Raw genomic sequence first — 21636 nt, 5'->3', positions numbered from 1 at the left:
CACGGGCGATTTGTCGGTTACCGCGGTTGCGGGCCGGCTGTCGGTGGCTTCGGAATAGGTGCGGGTGCACGGTGTTCGACTTGATTATCGGGTCGAGGTGATGAGGGGGTTGCTGGTGACTGCTACCGAATCGGCGGCGGCTGTGGGGTTGCGGTCGGAGCGGGGGCCGGTGCTGGGGGCCATTATGTTGGCTACCTCGCTGGTGGCGCTGGACTCGACTGTTATCGCCACGGCGGTGCTGACGATTACCGATCAGCTCGGCGGGTTCGCGCAATTCCCCTGGCTGTTCAGTATTTATCTGCTGGCGCAGGCGGTGACGGTGCCGGTGTACGGGAAGCTCGCCGATATGGTGGGGCGGAAGCCGGTGATGCTCTTCGGGATTGCGGTGTTCGCGCTGGGTTCGCTGCTGTGCGGGCTGGCCACCAGCATGCTGGGGCTCATTGTCTTTCGGGCGGTGCAGGGGATCGGCGCGGGTGCGGTGGGGCCGATGGCCATCACCATCGCCGGCGATATCTACACCGTTCAGGAGCGGGCGAAGGTGCAGGCCTATCTGGCCAGCGTCTGGGCGGCCTCCTCGGTGCTCGGCCCACTGCTCGGCGGAGTGTTCTCCGAATACATCAGCTGGCGCTGGATTTTCCTGATCAATCTGCCGCTGGCCGCGGTGGCGGCCTGGATGATCCTGCGGAAGTTCACCGAAAGCGCACCGCGGCAACGACATCGCATCGACTATCTCGGGGCGGGGCTGCTGACCGTCGGAGCGGGCGGGCTCATGCTGGCGCTGCTGGAGGGCGGGCAGGCGTGGGCGTGGACCTCGCCGGCCAGCATCGCGCTCTTCGCGGCGGGCCTGCTGGTGCTGATTCTGTTCGGCCTCGTCGAGCGCCGGGCCGCGAATCCGATTCTGCCGCTGTGGGTTCTCACCCGCCGCGTGCTGGTGGCCAGCAGTCTGGTCTCACTGCTCGTCGGCGCGGTACTGCTCGGCCTCACCTCGTATGTGCCGACCTTCGCGCAGAGTGTGCTCGGCACCGGTGCGCTGGTGGCGGGGCTGACGGTCGGAGCCCTCACGCTCGGCTGGCCCATGACCGCCTCACAGGCCGGAAAGGTCTACCTGCGCATAGGATTCCGCGCGACCTCTCTCATCGGCAGTGTGCTCGCGGCCCTCGGCGCGGCCACGCTCCTGCTGGTGAACGAGGGCTCCACACTGCTACAGGTGGCACTGGGCTGCTTCATTGTCGGTGCGGGCATGGGCCTGGTGGCCAGCCCCACTCTCATTGCCGCACAGTCCAGTGTCGAATGGTCCGAGCGCGGCGTGGTCACCTCCACCAATATGTTCGCCCGCTCGCTGGGCAGTGCACTCGGCGTGGCGCTCTTCGGCGCGCTGGTGAATTCCCGTATCGGCCGCACCGAACATCCGGCGCCGCAGGATCTCTCGCCCGCCATCCACCTGGTCTTTCTCGGCGTCGCGGCCATGGCGGTGGTCATGATCGCGGCGGCAGCCACCATGCCGCGAAACTAGTCGGGTCAAGCCGCAGAACCGATCGGTTTGGTTTGTCCGTTTTGGCTGGTCGAGCAACCTTTGTCATCCGCCAGACACGGGCCCGATGGGACGCGTCGGCAATGATCCAGCACACTGTAGGTGTGGTTGAGGTCGAGGACGTGCTGAGCCGATTGCGGCGGTATCCGGATGTGGAGGCGGTGAACCTCTATGCGGTCGATGCCGCTGATCGGTTGCTACTGGATGTCGCCGCCGATTCCCTTGCCGCAGCGGGGGATGGCCGGGTGGCGGTGATCGACGACGGTTACGGCGCGCTGACGCTCGGCGCCGTCGCCGCCTACGACCTGCGCGGCATTCGGGTGCACCAGGATCTGCTCACCGGTGAACTCGCCCTGGCCAATAATGCGCGCCTGGTCGGACTGGCGGATCGATACACCGCCATGGAACTGGGCGAGCGGCTGCTCGCGGACGTGCGGGTGGTGCTGTGGCGGCTGCCGCGCGCGCTGTCCGGACTCGCCGAAATCGCCGATGCCATTGCGCGCTACGCGTCCCCGGAGGTGCGGGTGTACGCGGGCGGCCGGGACAAGTACCTGACCCCCGCCATGAATGACGTGCTGGCCGAATCCTTCGGCGCCGTCCAGGCCAGCCGCGGGCGGCAGAAATCCCGCGTCCTGCTGGCCACCGAACCGAAAACCGCTGGGGATCCTCAGTTTCCGGTACGCAACCAGCTCGACGATCAGGGCCTCGAGGTGGTCGCCCACGGCGCCGCGTTCTCCGGTTCGCGGCTGGATATCGGCACCCGCTTCCTGCTCGACTACCTCAGGCGGATGAAGCCCGATGCCAGGGATGCCATCGACCTAGGTTGCGGCACAGGCATTCTCGCGGTGGCGCTGGCCAAGGCCCGGCCCGGAATCCGCATTACCGCCACCGATCAGTCGGCCGCGGCCGTCGCCTCCACCCGTGCCACCGCCGAGGCCAATGCGGTGGCCGATCGGATCACCGTGCTGCGCGATGACGCCATGTCGAGCGCGCCGGACAACAGCGCCGATCTGGTGCTGTGCAATCCGCCCTTCCATGTCGGCGCGGCCGTGCACACCGGCTCCGCCATCAAGATGTTCCAGCAGGCCGGTCGGGTACTGCGTCCCGGCGGCGAACTGTGGACCGTCTACAACTCGCACCTCAATTACCGCGGGGTCATGGAGCGCATGGTCGGTAAGACCGAGGTGATGGGCCGCAATCGCAAATTCACTGTCACCCGCTCGGTACGCGGGCTGCACACCTCCACCGCGGTGGAAGCACAATAGAGGCATGGGCCGAATCGATCTTCGTATCTTCACCGAACCTCAGCAGGGCGCCAGTTACGACACCCTGCTCACCGTGGCCAAGGCCACCGAGGACCTGGGCTACGACGCCTTCTTCCGCTCCGACCACTACCTCGCCATGGGCGATGCCGACGGGCTGCCCGGGCCGACCGACGCCTGGATCACCCTGGCCGGTCTCGCCCGCGAGACCAGCCGCATCCGCCTCGGCACCCTGGTCACCGCCGCGACCTTCCGTCCGCCCGGGGTGCTGGCCATCGAGGTCGCGCAGGTCGACGCCATGTCCGGCGGCCGCGTCGACTTCGGTTTCGGCGCAGGCTGGTTCGAGTCCGAGCACACCGCCTACGGCATTCCGTTCCCCGCCGACAAGTTCGCGCGCTTCGAGGAGCAGCTGGCCGTCATCACCGGCCTGTGGGGCACCCCGGCCGGAGAGACCTTCTCCTACACCGGCGAGCACTACACGCTCACCGATTCACCGGCACTGCCCAAGCCCGCACAGGCCAAGATCCCGGTGGTCATCGGCGGTATGGGCGCGAAGCGCACACCGCGACTGGCCGCGCAGTACGCCGACGAATTCAATGTGCCGTTCCAATCGCCCGAGACCTGCGCCGAGCAGTTCGACCGGGTTCGCCGGGCCGCCAAGGCCATCGGCCGCGATCCGGAGGAGTTGACCTTCTCCAATGCTCTGGTCGCCTGTGTCGGCGCCACCGATGCCGAGGTGGCTCGGCGCGCGGCGGCCATCGGCCGGGAGGTGGACGAGCTGAAGGCCAATGGCCTGGCCGGCAGTCCGGACGAGGTGGTCGAGAAGATCGCCCGCTACGCCGAGATCGCCGGAACCACGCGGGTCTACCTGCAGATGCTGGATCTGCGGGATCTGGATCACCTGGCGCTGATCGCCGACCGGGTCATGAGCCAGCTGGGCTAGTTTCCCGCTGCTGCGGGGCATGGCCGGGAACTATGCCCGACGTTTGCCGGGCAGCACGTACGGTAAAGGTCAGGTAAAGTCCGACTAGTCCGATCCGTGCCACTTGGGAACTTGCCAGCGGTACGGGTCGTTGATTCGGTAGAACGAGGCCACGACCACCGTGGGCCGCGACTCCAGAAAGGGAAGCGCCTTGCGCACCACCTCCAACCCGGTTTTCCGGAACCTGACGCCCCAGCAGAACGGCGGCTATGCCGGCTTCGGCTCGGCGCCCGCTGGAGCCGGACAGCCCAATCCCCAGTACGGTCAGCAGCCCCCGCAGTACCCGCCCTACGGGTACCAGCAGCCCAATCAGCCCGCGGTGCCGCTCACCCGGCCCATGACCATCGATGACGTCGTCACCAAGACCGGCATCACGCTGGGTGTGGTGACCGTCGGCGCGATCATCTCCTACGCGCTCACCGCGTCCAACCACTCGCTTGCCGCACCGTTCGTGATCGTCGGCGGCCTGGTCGGCTTCGTGCTCGCCATGATCGCGAGTTTCGGTCGTAAGCAGAACAATCCGGCCCTGGTGCTCAGCTACGCGGCCTTCGAGGGTCTGTTCCTCGGCGCGCTGTCGTTCATGTTCACCAATGTCTCCTTCGGCGGCGTCGGCGGCTCCGGGCTGATCGCGCAGGCGGTGCTCGGCACCTTCGGCGTGTTCTTCGGCATGCTGGTCGTCTACAAGACCGGCGCCATCCGCGTCACCCCGCGCTTCACCCGCATGATCGTCGCCGCCATGATCGGCATCCTGGTGCTGATGGTCGGCAACCTCATCGCCTCCTTCATCACGCCCGGCGGTTTGGGCCTGCGTGACGGCGGCACCATGTCGATCATCTTCAGCCTGGTGGTCATCGCCGTCGCCGCGTTCAGCTTCCTGCTGGACTTCGACGCGGCCGATCAGCTCATCCGCGCCAATGCACCGGCGCAGGCCGCGTGGGGCGTGGCATTCGGCCTGACCGTCACCCTGGTCTGGCTGTACATCGAGATCCTGCGCCTGCTGAGCTACTTCCAGCGCGACTGATAACGGTGGTGCGCAACTGAATACCTGAAAGGGCGGGCCCCGGAATTCCGGGGCCCGCCCTTTTGCGGCCTATGAGGCCGCTTCTTTCAGTACATCCGTCGCCACATGATCCTTGCCGCAATCCTGGGCGAGAACCGCGATGCTGGAACAGTTCTCGGTCCGCAACGGCAGGATCGCCTGATACGCCGCGGACTGGTGCCAGTCCTGAACTGCCTGGTAGTCCGGGAATTCGATGACAATGGCCACCGCGCTCGCGGGCCCCTCGATGACCTGCTGCGCGCCGCCGTGCACGATGAACTTCCCCCCGAACGGGGCCAGTGTCGAGTCGATCCGCTCGAGATACTCCACAATCTCCGCATTGAGATCCACGTCGTAAAGCTGCGCAATGGCGTAACCGGGCATCAGGGGCTCCTTAGATACTGCGTACTGCTTTGGCGCCCTTGATATTTCTCGCTCGCGGTACCGAAGTCGATTACCTCGCGGGTAATACGAAGAGGGCCCGGAGCGAATGCTCCGGGCCCTCTTTTCGATCAGATCACACTCAGCTGAGACGCTCGATGATCATTGCCATGCCCTGGCCGCCACCGACACACATGGTCTCCAGACCGAACTGCTTGTCCTGGGTCTGGAGATTGTTGATGAGGGTGGCGGTGATGCGGGCGCCGGTCATGCCGAACGGGTGGCCGAGGGCGAGCGCGCCACCGGAGATGTTCAGCTTGTCGTGGTCCATGTTCAGCTCGCGGGCGGAACCCAGGACCTGCACGGCGAAGGCCTCGTTGATCTCGTAGAGGTCGAGGTCGCCGATGGTCATGCCGGCGTAGCCGAGGGCCTTGCGGACCGCCTCGATCGGACCGAGGCCCATGATCTCGGGGGACAGGCCGGAGACGCCGGTGGACACGATGCGGGCCAGCGGGGTCAGGCCCAGCGCCTTGGCCTTGGTGTCGCTCATGATGACCAGCGCGGCGGCGCCGTCGTTGAGCGGGCAGGCGTTACCGGCGGTGACGGTGCCGTCGGGGCGGAAGACCGGCTTGAGCGAGGAGATCTTCTCGTAGGTGGTGCCGGCGCGCGGGCCGTCGTCGGTGGTGACGATGGTGCCGTCGGGCAGGGTCACCGGGGTGATCTCACGCTCGAAGAAGCCGGACTTGATGGCCTCTTCCGCACGGTTCTGCGAACGCACGGCCCAGTGGTCCTGGTCCTCACGGGAGATGCCGGTGTAGGTGGCGACGTTCTCCGCGGTCTGGCCCATGGCGATGTAGACGTCCGGCAGGATGTCGTTCTCGCGCGGGTCGATCCAGGTGGCGTTGGACTCCGCGGTGGCCTTGGTGCGGGCCTCGGCCTCGGCGAAGGTGAGGTTGTGGGTGTCGGGCCAGCCGTCGGCGGTGCCCTTCGGGAAGCGCGAAACCGTCTCCACGCCTGCAGAAATGAATACGTCGCCCTCGCCGGCCTTGATGGCGTGCAGCGCCATCCGGGTGGTCTGCAGCGAGGAGGAGCAGTAGCGGTTGAGCGTGACACCGGGCAGGTAGTCGTAGCCCAGCTGCACGGCCACGGCGCGAGCCATATTGAAACCGGACTCACCGGCGGGCTGACCGCAGCCCAGCATCAGATCGTCGATATCGCTGGCGGCCAGGGCGGGAACCTTGTCGAGCGCGGCCTGCACCATCTGAGCCGCGAGGTCGTCCGGTCGCATGCCCACGAGCGAACCCTTGCCAGCGCGGCCGATGGGCGAGCGGGCGTACGAAACGATAACGGCCTCAGCCATGAGGACTCCTTTAAGTGCGGGGGTGAACCACTTCGAATCTACGACGGGTGTGTCCTGCATCAAACATCCGGTAGGCCGGTATCCCAGTCATTGAACTGTGGAATATCCCTCACTCTCGGGCCACGACCTGGAGTGGGGACCTATCGCGGGACGTCGAAAGCGCCGGTCTGGGGGATGTTGGCCATGTCGGTGTAGGAGGTCACCACGATGTGTCCGGGCCCGGTGTCCTGGAACAGCGCGTACTGCACGCTGCCGTAGATGCCCGCGGTCACGACCACCCGGTATTCGCCTGTGGCACCGGTGTTCATATTGCGCCAGGCGACAGTGGTCAGGTTCTCGCACAGGGGAGCGAAGCTCCACTCGCCCGGACCGAATCCGACGATCGGCTGGGCCCGCACATTGATGATGGCCCGGCCCGGCCAGTCGGGACTGGTGTCGGCCCACACGCGAATGCTGCCGCCGCACAACCCGTCCCGGAACATGGTCGGTACCTGCGGAAATTCCACTGTCTGAGCCTGGGCCGGCGGGGCGGAAACGATCATGGTCGCGCCCACGAGGGATCCGAACATCAGGGCTGCGCGCACATAGGTCGGGCTCCTCATGCGCCGATGGTAATTTCCCGCGACGGTGAGATCGCCTACGTGCGCGAAAGCCTCGATCTCCTTTCTGCAACGATGAGGGGTATGCGCATCGCTGACTCCGTCGTGGATCTGATCGGAAACACCCCACTCGTTCGGTTGAACTCCGTGGTGGGCCCGAACTCCGGACTGGTGGCGGCGAAGGTCGAGTACCTGAACCCCGGCGGCAGTTCCAAGGACCGCATCGCGGTCAAGATGATCGACGCCGCCGAGGAAGCCGGGTTGCTCAAGCCCGGCGGCACCATCGTCGAACCGACCTCCGGCAATACCGGTGTGGGCCTGGCGCTGGTTGCGCAGCAGCGCGGCTACCACTGCGTCTTCGTCTGCCCGGACAAGGTCAGCGAGGACAAGCGGAATGTGCTGCGCGCCTACGGCGCCGAGGTCGTGGTCTGCCCGACCGCGGTCGCGCCGGAGGACCCGGACAGCTACTACAACGTCTCCGATCGCCTGGTGCGCGAGATCGACGGCGCCTGGAAGCCGAACCAGTACTCCAATCCGGGCGGTCCGGAATCGCACTACGAGACCACCGGCCCGGAGATCTGGCGCGATACCGACGGCAAGGTCACGCACTTCGTGGCGGGCGTCGGCACCGGCGGCACCATCACCGGCACCGGTCGCTACCTGAAGGAGATCTCGGGCGGCAAGGTCCAGGTCATCGGCGCCGATCCCGAGGGTTCGGTGTACTCCGGCGGCACCGGCCGCCCGTATCTGGTCGAGGGTGTCGGCGAGGACTTCTGGCCCAGCGCCTACGACCCGGCCATTCCGGACGAGATCATCGCCGTCTCCGACGCGGACTCCTTCGAGATGACCCGTCGCCTGGCGCGCGAGGAGGGCCTGCTGGTCGGCGGCTCCTGCGGTATGGCCGTGGTGGCGGCGCTCAAGGTCGCCGAGCGCGATCCCGATGCGGTGGTCGTCGTCCTGCTCCCGGACGGTGGCCGCGGCTACCTGTCCAAGATCTTCAACGATCAGTGGATGAGCTCCTACGGCTTCCTGCGTTCGCGCTTGGACGGTTCGACCGCCGAGGTGCACGTCGGCGATGTGCTGCGCGGCAAGACCGGTGAGCTGCCGGATCTGGTGCACACCCACCCGCAGGAGACGCTGCGCGATGCCATCGAGATCCTGCGCGAGTACGGCGTCTCGCAGATGCCGGTGGTCGGCGCCGAGCCGCCCGTCATGGCCGGCGAGGTCGCGGGCAGCGTGACCGAGCGCGATCTGCTGTCCGCGGTCTTCGAGGGCCGGGCCAAGCTCACCGATTCGGTGGCGCAGCATATGAGCCCGGCATTCCCGCTGATCGGCTCCGGCGAGCCGGTGTCGGCGGCGACCAAGCTGCTCGAGTCCACCGATGCACTCATGGTGGTCGACGACGGCAAGCCGGTCGGCGTCATCACCCGCCACGACCTGCTGGGCTTCCTCAGCGACGGAGCGCTTGCGTAGTTCGCTCCTGCATCGGAGATCACACGGCGTCCGGCCGGTGAGATAACTGCATCGTTACTGTCTGTTCATGGTCGCCGGGCAGGCTTGGTGACCATGAACCCGAGACAGTTGCTGACCTGGGTAGCGTTGTCGGCCGCTGTGCTGGGCGGTGCGACGCTGCTGGATCGCCTGGGGTTTCCGGCTCCGCAGATGATTCTCGCGATCGTGGTGGGTGCGGTCCTGGCCATGACCAATCGCCTGCCGCGGCCGCTGCCACGCCAGGTGAGTATCGGCGTGCAGGCCATGCTGGGCGTGCTGATGGGCAGCTATCTGCAGGTATCGCTGCTGACCTCGATCGGCCTCGATCTGCTGCCCGTGCTGCTGGTCACGGCGGCCACCATTCTGGTCAGTGTCGCGGTGGCTCTCGTCTTCGCCCGGGTCGCCAAGGTGGATGTGCCGACCGCGACGCTGGGCATGCTGGCCGGTGGTTCCGCCGCCGTCGTTTCCGCCGCCGATGAGCTCGATGCGGACCCGCGCCGAGTGGCTTTCATGCAGTATCTGCGCGTTGCGCTGGTCGCGCTGAGCGCGCCCGCGGTGGCCGCGCTGCTCGACGACCAAGAGGGAATCGCTTACAGCTCAGCGACTCTCGGCGGTTCGGTGACGGATCCCTCACTGCCGTACTGGATGATCGTCGGCCGCGGTGATCAGGTCGCCGGAATCTCGACGGCAATCATGTTGTGCCTCATAGGGATTTGGGTCGGCCGTCGCATCGGACTGCCGAATGCGGCGCTGCTGGGCCCCATGCTGCTGACCGCGGTGCTCACCGCCGCGGGTGTCAGTCACGGTTATGCGCCCACGCATCTGTTCAAGGATCTGCTGTTCGTACTCATCGGGTTCGAGGTCGGCACCCGCTTCACCCGGCAGGTGGTGCGGGAGATGGCGCGCATGATTCCGGCCATGGCCGTCGCGGTGCTCGCGCTGTCGGGTCTGGTGGCGGCCATGGCGCTGGGATTGGCGCAGTTCGTCGATCTGGAGCTGTCGGATCTGTATCTCGCGACCACGCCCGGCGGAATCAACGCGGTGCTCGCGACGGCCGACAAAATGAATGCGAATCTGCCGCTCATCACCAGTGTGCAGACCATTCGGCTACTGCTCGTGATGTTCACACTGCCCCTGCTCATGCGCGCTTTACGGCGATTCGGCTCACCGCGATCTGCCGTTACGCAGGTTGTCCAGTGATACGCGTGTGATTGGCACCGGGCATTGCTGAATGATCGCCTGGCTATCGCGAAACGCCGAGAAATGGGCTGAAACGGGTATATCGCAAAAGTCGGGCTAAATTGTTCTGTGATCTGAAACACTTAATGGTTTCAATTGGATCACCAGGTCAGTGCTTGTATTGATGCAGGTCTAAGGATCTCCAAGCGGGCCGGTTCACCTTCTGTTCATGTTTGATTCATGCTGTGTTAAACGAGCGCAATCAAGCTGTGACCTTGTTGGAAACAGACCACAAGTCTGGTTGGTGCGAGGAGATGTCGACACAGATGCGGAACCCGAACACGACAGCGGTGTGATGAGGCACCGCGGCCCGAAGCGGCCGACGCAGTCTCCGCAGACCTCCTGAAGCACCGAATTTCCCTGGCCCGTAACGGGTCTCACAACAGAAACCAGAAACAGCCCCAGTGCAACGCCGGACGTCGAGAGACGTCCCGTAGTCGAGCGCTGCCTTTTTCAGGCCTGCGAGCCCCAGAAACCGAACAGGAATCTACATCCATCATGCCTACGAATACCCTGACTGCTCTGCGTTGCCCTGCTAGACGTAGCAAGGTGGTTGCTGCCGCCCGTACGGTCGGCACCGCCGCTCTTGCGCTCGGAGTCTTCGGCTCCATCATCACCGCCGCGGGCACCGCCTCCGGTGACGTGCACCCGGTCGCCCTGAAGGAGACCCTGGCCGCCGCGACGGTTCCCGCTGCCCCGGCCGCCGCGGCCCTTCCGGCGGCTGTGGCCAAGGTGGCTCCGGCCGCGGCTCCGGCCCCCGCCCCCATGCCGGCGCCCGCTCCGGTCGCGCCGCCCGCACCGCCCGCGCCGTCCTACGCGAACAACCTGGACGGCTGGATTCGTCAGGCGCTGGACATCATGTCCGCCCACGGCATCCCCGGCAGCTACGAGGGCATCCTGCGCAATGTGCTGCGTGAGTCCAGCGGCAACCCGCAGGCGATCAACCTGTACGACTCCAATGCGGCCATGGGCATCCCGTCCAAGGGCCTGCTGCAGGTCATCGATCCCACCTTCAACGCGTACCACGTGAGCGGCACCTCGACCGACGTCTGGGATCCGGTCGCCAATATCGTGGCCGCGTGCAACTACGCCGCCGCCCGCTACGGCTCGATGGACAACGTCAACAGCGCGTACTGAGCCTCGCGTAGCGCGGACCGAGCCGGCAGCGCGCTCGCACTCGTTCCGACCCCGTCAGAGCCCTCCCGGAGCCTTCGCTCCGGGAGGGTTTCGGCGTTCCGCGTGAATGTCCGGCAAATCACAGGCACCCGATTTGGCAACTATTTCGCAAACCGCCGAATCCGGTGATCGACAGCGGGGTATAACCGCCCTTGGAGTAGTTCCGGCATTCGGCCGGGACAACCGGAGCAGATAGCGAAGGGACGGGGTTCATGACCACCTCGAGTTCGGCTATCGATTTCCAGCAGGGCCTCTCGGACGCGTGGAGCTCGGTGGCCACGTTCGTGCCGAAATTTGTCGGTTTCCTGGCCATTCTCATTGTCGGCTGGATCGTGGCGAAGATCATCGCCCGGCTGGTGACCAGGGTTCTGAATCGGGTCGGTTTCGACCGGCTGGCTGAGCGCGGCGGCATTCAGGACATGCTGGCGCGCAGCAGCTACGACGCCACCGGCATCATGGCCAAGCTGGTGTATTACGCGGTGCTGCTGATCACGCTGCAGCTGGGTTTCGGTGTGTTCGGGCCGAATCCGATCAGCACCATGCTCGACGGCATCGTCGGCTGGCTGCCCAAACTGGCGGTCGCGATCGTCATCGTCTGCATTGCGGGCGCCATCGCGCGCGTGGTGATGGACATGATCGCGAATATGCTCAGCGGCCTGTCCTACGGGCGCATGATGGGCCGGATCGCGGCCGTATTCATTTGGGGCGTAGGCATTGTCGCGGCGCTCAATCAGATCGGGGTGGCGACGTCGGTCACCATGCCCATCCTCGTCACCGTGCTCGCGGTCATCGGCGGTGTGCTCGTCGTCGGTGTCGGCGGCGGCCTGATCCGGCCCATGCAGCAGCGCTGGGAAGGCTGGCTGGAAACCGTCGAGGGCGAGATGCCCGAGGTGAAGGGGCATGCCGAGGCGTTCCAGCGCGGGCGTGAGGATGCCGCGCGAGCGCGTCAGCAGATGCTGGCGCAGCAGGGCGCGATGGGTGGCGCGCGCCCCATGGCCGGCCAGCAGATGCCGCCCGGAAAGTGGGCCGAGCAACCCGTTGGCTCGCCCGCTGGCTACGGCCAGCCGGGTCAGCAGGGATACGGTCAGCAGCGCGGATACGGCGGCCCGGGGCAGGGCGGAATGCCAGGCCAGGCTGGAATGCCGAATCAGGGCGGGCAGATGCCGGAGCACGGCGGGCAGATGCCGGAGCACGGCGGGCAGATGCCGGAGCACGGCGGGCAGATGCCCGATCGAGGCAATCAGCCCGGCATGCACTGAGCGCCGCAGCCCCGTCATCCCGGCATGTTCTTGACCGGGATCTAGGCCGGCGTGGTGGATCCCGGCCAAAAACGCGCCGGGATGACGGTGTGAACGCGCCGAGATGACGGTGAAGCGGCCCGCGTACGTCGGTACGCGGGCCGCTTCGTGCGCTCGACTGTGCGCCCGGGCCGGTGTGCAGCATCGGGATCGAGGGTTCGAATGTCGTTGTGTGCGTTGGATTTCAGACGGGTGGGCGGTGTCGCCCGGTTCGGCGGGGTCAGGCCGCGCGGGCGAGTGAGCAGACCGCGGCCAGGCGCAGGTGCACCCAGTCGGCCTGCTGCCATTCCGTGGGAGTGGCCGGCGCGTCCAGGTCGATTCCGGGCAGGTCTTCGAGCAGGCCGCGCGCGTAGCCGGCCAGCAGCACGCTCACCGGCACCATGCTCGAATTCCGCACGCCCACTTCGAGAATGTCGCGCACGGAGGCGGCGTGCTGATCCACCACCGCGGCCACGCCGGGGAACTCCTGTGCGGCGCTGAAGGCCGGGGCTCCGTGCGTGCGCTGCAGGCGGTTCAAAGTCTTACGCGCCGAGACGACGAGCAATGCGGAGCCGGGCAAAAACACCTGGTCATGCTAGCAATCGCCCGGCATCCGCGTTAGTGGCTGTGAGATATAGCGCACTCGACCTCTAGTTCAGCGGAAGGCTTTGGACCCGGTGAGCGCCTCGCCGAGCACCAGCTGATGCACCTCGGCGGTGCCCTCGTAGGTGAGGACCGATTCGAGGTTGTTGGCGTGCCGCAGCACCGGGTACTCCAGCGTGATCCCGTTGGCGCCCAGGATGGTCCGGCATTCGCGCGCGATGGCGATGGCCTCGCGGGTGCTGTTGAGTTTGCCCGCGCTGATCTGTTCGGGGCGAATCTCGTTGCGGTCCTTGAGGCGGCCGAGGTGCAGCGCCAGCAACTGTCCCTTGCCGAGCTCCAGCGCCATATCAGCGAGCTTGGCCTGGGTCAGCTGGTAGCCCGCGAGCGGCTTGTCGAAGACCTCGCGGGTGCGGGTGTAATCGATGGTGGCGGTGAGACAGTCGCGCGCCGCCCCGAGTGCGCCGAAGATGATGCCGAACCGCGCTTCGGACAGGCAGCCCAGCGGTGCGGCCAGGCCGCGCGCCTCCGGCAGCAGGGCGTCGGCGGGCAGGCGCACACCCTCCAGCGACAGCTCCGCGGTGACGGAGGCCCGCAGCGACAGCTTGCGATGCATTTCGCGCGCACTGAAACCCGGTGTGTCCGTGGGGACTACGAAGCCGCGAATAGTGTCGCGCTCACCCTCCCGCGACTGTGCCCAGATGATCGCGACATCGGCGACGCTGCCGTTGGTGATCCACATCTTGGACCCGTCGAGAATCCAGTCGTCGCCGTCCCGTCGCGCCCGGGTGCGCATGCCGCCGGGATTGGAACCGAAATCCGGTTCGGTGAGCCCGAAGCAGCCCAGCAGCTGTCCGGCGGCCATCCCCGGCAGCCACTGCTGCTTCTGCTGCTCCGACCCGTACTTGTGGATGGCCGTCATGGCCAGCGACCCCTGCACCGAAACCATGCTCCGCACACCGGAATCCACCGCCTCGAGCTCCATGCAGGCCAGTCCGTAGGCGGTCGCGGAGGTGCCCGCGCACCCGTATCCCTCGAGGTGCATGCCGAGCAGTCCCAGCTTGCCGAGCTCCGGCGCCAGCTCGCGCGCCGGGAAGGTGCCCGCCTCGAACCACTCGGCGATATGCGGCCGCAGCCGTTCCGCCGCGAAGGCGCGCACGGTATCGCGGATCGCACGCTCCTCCTCGTCGAGCAGGGAGTCGATGGCGAACAGCTCGTCTACGGTGACCATGCGCCCCAGCCTAGGACGGCGCACCCGTCCCGGACGAGACCCGGGGCCGCTCGGATGCGTGCCCGGAGGCAAGGGTGAATTCGCAGCGACTTAGGCTTAGCGCCATGAGCGATCAGCTGGGTTTCTCCACACGGGCCGTGCACGCCGGGTTCGACCCGGACCCTCAGACCGGTGCGGTGAACGTGCCGATCTATGCGAGTTCGACCTTCGCCCAGGACGGTGTCGGCGGCATGCGCGGCGGTTACGAGTACGCGCGCACCGGTAATCCGACCCGGACGGCGCTGGAGGCCAATCTCGCGGCCCTCGAATCCGGCACGTACGGGCGGGCCTTCTCCTCGGGTATGGCGGCGACGGACTGTGCGCTGCGCGCCAATCTGCGCCCCGGCGATCATCTGGTCATTCCGAACGACGCGTACGGCGGCACTTTCCGGCTCATCGACAAGGTGTTCACGCAGTGGGGCATCGAGTACTCGGTGGCCGATGTGACCGATCCGGATGCGGTGGCCGCGGCCATGCGCCCGAACACCAAGCTGGTGTGGATCGAGACCCCGACCAACCCGCTGCTGAATATCGGCGATATCTCCGCACTGGCTCAGGTCGCGCACGCCGGTGGCGCGAAACTGGTGGTGGACAACACCTTCGCCTCCCCGTACCTGCAGCAGCCGCTGCTGCTCGGCGCGGATATCGTGCTGCATTCGACCACCAAGTACGTGGGCGGGCATTCGGATGTGGTCGGCGGCGCGCTGATCACCGACGATCAGGAAATGGACGCCAAGTTCGCGTTCCTGCAGAACGGCGCCGGCGCGGTCCCCGGCCCGATGGACGCCTTCCTCACCCTGCGCGGCATCAAGACGCTCGCGCTGCGCATGGACCGGCATTGCGACAATGCCGAGACCCTGGCCGAATTCCTGTCCAACCACCCGAAGATCGCCCAGGTCATCTACCCCGGCCTGCCCGAGCACCCGGGCCACACCGTCGCGCAGAAGCAGATGCGCCGCTTCGGCGGCATGATCTCGGTCCGCGTGCACGGTGGCAAGGACGCCGCCCTGGACTTCTGCTCGCGCACCAAGATCTTCACCCTCGCCGAATCCCTCGGCGGCGTCGAATCCCTCATCGAGCACCCGGGCGCCATGACCCACGCCTCCACCGAGGGCTCCGCCCTCGAGGTCCCCGCCGACCTCGTCCGCCTCTCGGTCGGCATCGAAGACATCAGCGACCTCTTGGCCGACATAGAACAGGCACTCGCCTGAGCCGCCTCCCCGGACCTTTAGCGCACGGCTGAGAGCCGTTGACCGTTGGGAACGCGTGCCAGCGGTCTTGTGCGGCACCGATTTCGGGGGTACCCGGGGAGTTACCCCGAGCTTGCGAGATCAGTTGTCACATTCGGTAAGTAAACGAAGCGCCGCACCGGATTCCGGTGCGGCGCTTCGTCGTTTACGGCCTTGGAAACGCTGCGGCCCCCGGTCCGTTCAGGACCGGGGGCCGCTCAGCTTTTAGTCTCAGCTGTGGTAGGGCTCTGCTGTCACCAGCGTGACCTTCATGGTCTTGCCGTTGGGCAGCGTGTATTCGCGGGTATCGCCGACCTTGGCGTTGATGAGGGAGCCGCCCAGCGGGGAGGCGGGCGAGTAGGTCTCCAGACCGTCCTGGCTCAGACCCTCTTCGCGGGTGGCGATCAGGAACGTTTCGGTATCGCTCTCGTCGCCGTTGTAATAGACCTTGACGACGGAACCCGGCAGCGCCACACCGGACTTGGTCGGCGCCACGCCCACCTTGGCATTGTTGAGGAGTTCCTGCAGCTGGCGAATGCGCGCCTCCTGCTGGCCCTGCTCCTCACGAGCCGCGTGGTACCCGCCGTTCTCCTTGAGGTCACCCTCTTCACGGCGCTCGTTGATTTCGGCCGCGATGACGGGACGGTTGGCTATGAGCACGCCGAGTTCGCTCGTGAGCCTCTCGTGCGACTCCGGGGTCAGCCAGGTCACGTTCGTCTCAGTCATCTCGATCACTCCCTAGTAGTTGTCCCCGGCGCAAGCCGGGATTCCCTGAAAAATCCGTCGCCGCTACCCACCGGTGGGTGGGCATGACAACAGCGGACAGCCAGAGCCATCCTGGGGGAGGTTCCCGACAGCGCCGGCCGTCAATGCAGCAAACACGGCTCCGAACCCCGGAACCGTGTGTTGCGTTATTTTAGCACGATTCACAAAGATGCAGGTAGAGGCATCAAAGCGAGTGGCGTTCCGGACTTTTCACCCGACGCGGAGATATGCCGGCACCTGGTCGCTGCAGCCGTACACATTGCCTGCGCCGGCGCGGGCCGTCGTCTTGATGGTAGTCGTGAGCCGGACGGTGCCACTGTCGGAGGGCGGGATGAGCACCTCGCGGCGGCCGACCTCATCGCTGTCGGCGGACATGGCCCGGACGAAACAAACGACCGCTTTGCCCGGATCCTTGCGGGTCAGCTTGAAATCCACATCGACCGTGTGATCATCGACGACCGTGTATCCGATGCGATCGGGCTCGATGTCCTTCGGACCGTATTGCTTGTAGCCGACATAGGCGATGCCGAGTCCGGCCAGCACGACCACCGCGCCCAGGGCGAGCGGCAGCCACCGGGGTGTCTTGCGATGGGGTGACCCATACCGGTCGGCCGGTCTTTCGCTCATGACGGGACGCTCCCGGGGGGTAGGTCGGAACAAACGTTGGTCGGATGGAACTATAGGGAATAGAGATCGGACACCCCTGCCTGGACCTGGCGGAGAGCGATGAGGTGAAACAGTGATCGGTGAGGTGAACGAGAAGTGAGTGGTCTTCGCCTCATGGCGGTACACGCACACCCCGACGACGAATCCAGCAAGGGTGCGGCAACCACCGCCCGCTACGCGGCCGAGGGCAATGAGGTGCTCGTTGTCACCCTGACCGGTGGCGAACGCGGCGACATCCTCAACCCCGCCATGGATACGCCCGGCATCAAAGACAATATCGCCGAGGTGCGGCGCCAGGAAATGGCCGCCGCCGCCGCGGCGCTCGGTGTCCAGCAGCTCTGGCTCGGTTTCGTGGATTCCGGTCTGCCGGAAGGGGATCCGCTGCCGCCGCTGCCCGAGGGCTGCTTCGCCCTGGTGCCGCTCGAGGAGGCCACCGAGGCGCTGGTGCGCGTGGTGCGCGAATTCAAGCCGCACGTGATCACCACCTACGACGAGCAGGGTGGCTACCCGCACCCGGATCACATCATGTGCCACAAGGTTTCCGTCGAGGCCTACGAGGCGGCCGGGGATCCGGAGCGCTTCCCGGGCGCCGGTGAGCCGTGGACACCGCTGAAGCTGTACTACGACCACGGTTTCACCCTCGCCCGCATGGAGGTGTTCGCCGACGAGTACGAGCGCATGGGCGAACCGTTCCCCATGCAGGAGTGGATGGACCGTATGCGCGGATACGCCGCCGCCCGCGGCGACATCATGAGCCGCGTCACCACCCAGGTGGATTGCGGCAAGTACTTCCCGCAGCGTGACGAAGCCCTGCGCGCGCACGCCACCCAGATAGACCCCAACGGCGCCTTCTTCGCGATTCCGACCGAGCTGCAGCAGAAGCTGTGGCCCACAGAGGAATTCGAACTGGCGAAGACCCGGGTGCGCACCGCCATCCCGGAGACCGACCTGTTCGCCGGGATCGACGACGCCGACACCGAGGATGACAACCGATGATGCTCGCCCTGCTCGCCCAGGCCCAGAACAACACGCCCACCGGGCCGGAGTTCGGCAAGGCGTCACCACTGGGCCTGGTCATCGTGCTGGTGCTGCTGGCCGGCACCGTGCTGCTCGTGCGCAGTATGAACAAGCACCTGAAGAACCTGCCCGCCTCCTTCTCCCCGGAGCATCCGGAACCGGATCAGCAGGCCGACGAGGGCACCGAGCCCGGAGTTGTGAAGCCGGAGAGCGAAACCGCGAAGCCGGAGTCGGCCTCGAGCTGAGGTAGTGCTCGCGGCTCGGAACAAACACGCCCGCACCGAGGTTTCGGACGGCATGCCGAGTCGCGAAATGCAGCATGTCATCGAGCAGTTCCGGCTGCGCCGGGCGAACCGGCCCGCACAGCCGCCGTCGCTGGATCAGATTCGGGCCACCTTCATGCCCGGGGGTAAGCAGTACGAGCTGCCCGAAGATATTGCGGTGAGCGAGGTTTCGGCCGCCGGTGTACCGGCGTTCTGGGTCGATGCTCCCGGGGTGGATCGCAGCCGGGTGCTGCTGTTCGTGCACGGTGGCGGCTTCTCGCTCGGCTCGCTGCGCAGCCACGGTGAACTCGCCGCGCGAGTGGGGCGGGCCGCCGGCGTGCGGGTGCTGTTCCCGGAGTACCGGCTCACGCCCGAACATCCGTATCCGGCCGCTCTCGACGATGTGCGGGCGGTCTGGAAGTGGCTGCGCGAGGAACAGGGCATTCCGGCGGATTCCATTGTGCTGGCGGGTGATTCGGTGGGCGGGACCCTGGCCGCCGCCCTGCTCGTCACACTGCGCGACGCGGGTGAGCAGCCTGCCGCTGCCGCCCTGCTTTCTCCGGTGCTCGATATGACCGTCTCCGGCGACTCCATCACCGAAAACGACGGTGTGGACGTGATTTTCACCCCGGATATGCTGCGCGGCGCCTTCGCCGCCTATGTGGGAGATGCCGATCCGCGCGCCCCGCTGGTCTCACCGCTGTTCGGCAAGCTGGACGGTCTGCCGCCGCTGCTGATTCAGGCCGGCTCGGCCGAGCTGTTGCTCAGTGACGCAGAGCGTTTCGCGGAGGCGGCGGTCGCGGCGGGTGTCGAGGTGACGCTGCAGGTCCGCGCCGGGTTGCCGCACGTCTACCCGATCGTGGGTGAGGCGCCGGAGGCGAGGGAGGCCACCGACGACATCGGCGCCTTCTTCCGGCAGCGCCTGGGCTGAGAATCGATTACAGCGTGGCCGCGTAGCCGGTGATGAGCGCTTCGATGGCGAAATCGAAGCGAGCGCCGTCGTCCGTGCCCTCCGCGGTGTGGGCGGCCCGCACCAGGAGCGGGAACTGCTCGGGGTCCAGTTCCGCGATGTAATCGGCCGAACCCGGTGCCTCGGCGGCATTGACCGGTGCGATGTCGACCTCCGCGGTCGCGTGCGCGATGACGAACAGTGTGAGCGCGTTCAGTGCGCTCAGCGCGCTGCCGACGGGAAACCCTGCCGCGCACAGGATTTCCAGGCCGCGTTCGGCGGTGCGCAGCGTTTGCGGTGTGACCGCGGGTCGGGTGGCGATCAGCGGCAGCACGCCCGGATGGCGCAGCAGTGCGGCGCGCAGCAGCCGGGCGTAGTCGCGCAGGGCGATGGTCCACGGCCCGTCGCCGGTGTCGAAGGCGGCGGCATCGGACAGCACCCGCTCGACGAGTCCGTCCAGCAGCGCGTCCTTGTTCGGCAGGTAGTGGTAGAGCGTCATGGCCTCGACGCCCAGTTCCGCGCCGAGCTTGCGCATGGACAGAGCGGCGACACCGTCGCGATCGGCCAGGGTCAGGGCGGCATCGAGCACCTGCTCGCGGGACAGGCCCGCCCGGCCTGCGCGGGTGCGTTTGGGTGGCATGGGTGCTCCGATCCGGGTGCTGACTCTTACATCGTAAGTCACGGTGCCGGGGGCCGAGATCAGACTCGCTGGAGAGTGATGCCTCCGGGGCTGATCACCAGCTGCGAGGTTGTCGCCTCGACCTTGACCTCGAATATCTGCTGTCCGCCGAACTGGGTCTTGATCAGATCGTCGAGTTCGGCATTGCCGTCCAGCCAGGGCTGCGCACCGCGCAGATCGAGGGCGCCTTCGAGTCCGCGAGGCGTGTCGTCCAGGCCGGGGCCGCGCGGCAGCAATCGCAACTCGTCGGCGGTGTACAGCTCGACCGGATAGGTCCGGCCCGTCGGCGCGGTCACGGTGGCTTGATGTTTGGTCTGTGCCCAGTCGAAATTGTCGAGGCTCAGTGTCCAGCCTGCGGGCAGCGCACCGCGATAGGAGAGCTGACTCTCCGGGGCCAGCGCCGACCGGGACTGGTCCACGCTGGAATTGCCGGTCAGCAGAGGCTGTTCGAGAGGCCGGTCCGTCGCGGTGAACTGCCACGCCTGCGCGCGAACATCCTTGTGCCAGTAGCCGGTCCGGCCGTTCTCCCGGCCTTCGACGGTCAATTCCCGATCTTCCACGGCGGGTCCGGTGTCGTGAATGGAGAGCCGGGAGGTGATCTCGCCGGGGACTTTCGGTTGCTGCTGCCAGTCTTCGGCGGGCAGCGATATGGCCGCGTATTGCGTATCGACGCGTTCGGCGAGCTGGGAGGGCCCCTCCGGCTTGGCGCCCTGCGGCAGCCAGGTGTACCGCCCCGGAATGTGATTCGCGCCCGCGAAGTCGAGATCGTATTTGCGGGTGTACATATCGCCGTAGCGATTCATGACAACGGTCATCGACCCCGAGGTCGACAGGGATTCGGAAATGAACCGGCCCTGCTGCGGCCCGCCGATCTCATAGCTGAGGTCCGCGGGCAGCCACGGATCCTGGTAGGTGATGCGCGAACCGTCTCCGGTCAGGCTGACGATCTGGACCAGGCCCGCTGTCAGGGGATGGGTATTTCCCTCCGCGTCGACGAAGCTGCTCGACATGCGATGGCTCAGTGCCCATTTGTTCGAGGTGGGCGCCGCAGCGGCATCCTGCGGGATGGTGGAACCGGGCCACAGCCAGATGGGCCCGCCGTAGGAATGCGTCCAGTTCCACAGCAGGGGGCCGGAGAGCAGATTGTCGAGCGAGTAGATCCACCCGTTCCTGTCCACTGCCACAAGCATATTGCTGTCCACCGAGGTCGCGACGATATTGCCGTCGAGGCAGTCCGGGGTATTCACCCTGCGCCAGGTGGCGTTCGAATTGCGCGGGCGGACGAACAGCGATCCGCGCTGCAGCACCACTTCGACGTAGCTGTTGAAACCCTGGGTGTTATCGCGGAAATCGATGCTCGGCGGGAAAGTCAGATCGGCCGGCGCCGGAGCGAGATCGTCGAATTCCGACATGCCCCTGATGCTCGGCAAGGGCAGGAACAGTCCGGGCAAAGGCGGAATCAGTTGTGACGTCCCGATAGCGGGCACACAGCTCAATGGCTGCCCGACCGGATTCGCCGCCGCCGGCGCGCTGTCGATGCCACCGTGGATGCCCGCCACAGCGCATGCGGAAACAATCGATACGATCGCGCCGCGCGCAGAGAAATTCACCAGCAGACCCTAACCGCGCCGCCGCGGCACATCGCGCTTCTCGCACACGACTCACCGGCCCGGCATGTCCGGCTGCCGCGGCAGGTGTCGCCTGCCCGGGGCCGCAGTGGGGTCCGGTCTGAACATCGGCAGATCAGGTGGGGACGATGGGATGGTTCCTGCTGTTCATATTGTGTTCACTGTTCGGCTGTGGGACAGTCGATCTCACCGCGCTGCTGGCACCGCGGTGTCGAACGGAGAACTCGCGAGGG

Annotated in this window: 21 protein-coding genes; 12 read left to right on the top strand and 9 right to left on the bottom strand. The window is 66.4% G+C overall.

Translation table 11 applies throughout. The features are described 5' to 3' along the window. Window positions 1–100 precede the first annotated feature (100 nt). From OG326_RS38700 to OG326_RS38685, 4 genes are all read left to right on the top strand, one after another. The gene (locus OG326_RS38700; protein ID WP_327142059.1) at window positions 101–1513 is read left to right on the top strand and encodes an MDR family MFS transporter; all 1413 of its coding nucleotides are present in this window, start codon (window positions 101–103) and stop codon (window positions 1511–1513) included. A 122-nt stretch (window positions 1514–1635) separates the two neighbouring features. Continuing rightward, window positions 1636–2796 (top strand): class I SAM-dependent methyltransferase, encoded by a 1161-nt coding sequence (locus OG326_RS38695; RefSeq protein WP_327142058.1) that lies wholly within the window; start codon window positions 1636–1638, stop codon window positions 2794–2796. Between the two features lie 13 nt (window positions 2797–2809). Continuing rightward, entirely contained in the window at window positions 2810–3736 is a 927-nt protein-coding gene (locus OG326_RS38690; RefSeq protein WP_327146723.1) for an LLM class F420-dependent oxidoreductase, read from the top strand. A gap of 190 nt (window positions 3737–3926) precedes the next feature. Beyond that, entirely contained in the window at window positions 3927–4796 is an 870-nt protein-coding gene (locus OG326_RS38685; RefSeq protein ID WP_327142057.1) for a Bax inhibitor-1/YccA family protein, read from the top strand. 69 nt (window positions 4797–4865) lie between these two features. Here OG326_RS38685 and OG326_RS38680 read toward each other — a convergent pair whose 3' ends face one another. The 3 genes from OG326_RS38680 to OG326_RS38670 all read right to left on the bottom strand — a co-directional run bounded on the left by OG326_RS38680 (window position 4866) and on the right by OG326_RS38670 (window position 7157). After that, window positions 4866–5198, bottom strand: a complete 333-nt coding sequence (locus OG326_RS38680) for a DUF1330 domain-containing protein (protein WP_327142056.1) — start codon at window positions 5196–5198, stop codon at window positions 4866–4868. Window positions 5199–5337: 139 nt separating this feature from the next. Then, window positions 5338–6555, bottom strand: a complete 1218-nt coding sequence (locus OG326_RS38675; RefSeq protein WP_327142055.1) for an acetyl-CoA C-acetyltransferase — start codon at window positions 6553–6555, stop codon at window positions 5338–5340. A gap of 140 nt (window positions 6556–6695) precedes the next feature. Then, on the bottom strand, window positions 6696–7157 hold the full coding sequence (locus OG326_RS38670) for a hypothetical protein (protein WP_327142054.1): 462 nt from the start codon (window positions 7155–7157) through the stop codon (window positions 6696–6698). 81 nt (window positions 7158–7238) lie between these two features. Between OG326_RS38670 and OG326_RS38665 the strand changes: the two genes are divergently transcribed. From OG326_RS38665 to OG326_RS38650, 4 genes are all read left to right on the top strand, one after another. After that, on the top strand, window positions 7239–8627 hold the full coding sequence (locus OG326_RS38665) for a cystathionine beta-synthase (RefSeq protein WP_327142053.1): 1389 nt from the start codon (window positions 7239–7241) through the stop codon (window positions 8625–8627). Window positions 8628–8720: 93 nt separating this feature from the next. Further along, window positions 8721–9845, top strand: a complete 1125-nt coding sequence (locus tag OG326_RS38660) for an AbrB family transcriptional regulator (protein WP_327142052.1) — start codon at window positions 8721–8723, stop codon at window positions 9843–9845. A 588-nt stretch (window positions 9846–10433) separates the two neighbouring features. Then, entirely contained in the window at window positions 10434–11021 is a 588-nt protein-coding gene (locus OG326_RS38655) for a transglycosylase SLT domain-containing protein (protein WP_327142051.1), read from the top strand. A gap of 251 nt (window positions 11022–11272) precedes the next feature. After that, window positions 11273–12319, top strand: coding sequence for a mechanosensitive ion channel family protein (locus OG326_RS38650; RefSeq protein WP_327142050.1), 1047 nt, complete (start codon window positions 11273–11275; stop codon window positions 12317–12319). A 259-nt stretch (window positions 12320–12578) separates the two neighbouring features. Here the strand turns inward: OG326_RS38650 and OG326_RS38645 are convergent, their stop codons facing one another. Both OG326_RS38645 and OG326_RS38640 read right to left on the bottom strand, forming a co-directional pair. Beyond that, window positions 12579–12923 carry a DUF6401 family natural product biosynthesis protein gene (locus tag OG326_RS38645; RefSeq protein ID WP_327142049.1) on the bottom strand — a complete coding sequence of 115 codons (345 nt, stop codon included), beginning with the start codon at window positions 12921–12923 and terminating at the stop codon, window positions 12579–12581. 69 nt (window positions 12924–12992) lie between these two features. Further along, window positions 12993–14168 carry an acyl-CoA dehydrogenase family protein gene (locus OG326_RS38640; RefSeq protein ID WP_327142048.1) on the bottom strand — a complete coding sequence of 392 codons (1176 nt, stop codon included), beginning with the start codon at window positions 14166–14168 and terminating at the stop codon, window positions 12993–12995. A gap of 104 nt (window positions 14169–14272) precedes the next feature. On the opposite strand from OG326_RS38640, the gene OG326_RS38635 reads away from it, so the two are divergent. Continuing rightward, entirely contained in the window at window positions 14273–15418 is a 1146-nt protein-coding gene (locus tag OG326_RS38635) for a cystathionine gamma-synthase (RefSeq protein ID WP_327142047.1), read from the top strand. Between the two features lie 249 nt (window positions 15419–15667). On the opposite strand, the gene greA is transcribed toward OG326_RS38635, so the two are convergent. Next, window positions 15668–16162 (bottom strand): transcription elongation factor GreA, encoded by a 495-nt coding sequence (gene greA / locus OG326_RS38630; RefSeq protein WP_327142046.1) that lies wholly within the window; start codon window positions 16160–16162, stop codon window positions 15668–15670. A gap of 249 nt (window positions 16163–16411) precedes the next feature. After that, window positions 16412–16828 (bottom strand): DUF4307 domain-containing protein, encoded by a 417-nt coding sequence (locus tag OG326_RS38625; RefSeq protein ID WP_327142045.1) that lies wholly within the window; start codon window positions 16826–16828, stop codon window positions 16412–16414. 153 nt (window positions 16829–16981) lie between these two features. On the opposite strand from OG326_RS38625, the gene mca reads away from it, so the two are divergent. Genes mca through OG326_RS38610 form a run of 3 tightly spaced genes read left to right on the top strand, consistent with a single transcriptional unit; the run spans window position 16982 to window position 19078 of the window. Next, complete coding sequence (gene mca, locus OG326_RS38620; RefSeq protein ID WP_327146722.1) at window positions 16982–17863, top strand: mycothiol conjugate amidase Mca; 882 nt, start codon at window positions 16982–16984, stop codon at window positions 17861–17863. Continuing rightward, on the top strand, window positions 17863–18129 hold the full coding sequence (locus OG326_RS38615; protein ID WP_327146721.1) for a hypothetical protein: 267 nt from the start codon (window positions 17863–17865) through the stop codon (window positions 18127–18129). The genes mca and OG326_RS38615 overlap by 1 nt, the downstream gene beginning before the upstream one ends. A 52-nt stretch (window positions 18130–18181) precedes the next feature. After that, the gene (locus OG326_RS38610) at window positions 18182–19078 is read left to right on the top strand and encodes an alpha/beta hydrolase (protein ID WP_327142044.1); all 897 of its coding nucleotides are present in this window, start codon (window positions 18182–18184) and stop codon (window positions 19076–19078) included. A gap of 7 nt (window positions 19079–19085) precedes the next feature. Here OG326_RS38610 and OG326_RS38605 read toward each other — a convergent pair whose 3' ends face one another. Beyond that, complete coding sequence (locus tag OG326_RS38605; protein WP_327142043.1) at window positions 19086–19736, bottom strand: TetR/AcrR family transcriptional regulator C-terminal domain-containing protein; 651 nt, start codon at window positions 19734–19736, stop codon at window positions 19086–19088. Between the two features lie 59 nt (window positions 19737–19795). After that, entirely contained in the window at window positions 19796–21385 is a 1590-nt protein-coding gene (locus tag OG326_RS38600) for a hypothetical protein (protein WP_327142042.1), read from the bottom strand. Between the last annotated feature and the right edge of the window lie 251 nt (window positions 21386–21636).

Origin of the sequence: Nocardia sp. NBC_01327, from assembly GCF_035958815.1 — a bacterium.
In the GTDB taxonomy this organism is placed as follows: Bacteria; Actinomycetota; Actinomycetes; order Mycobacteriales; family Mycobacteriaceae; genus Nocardia.
The sequence above is the reverse complement of the archived record's forward strand: the minus strand, read 5'-3'. Positions and strand labels throughout refer to the sequence as shown.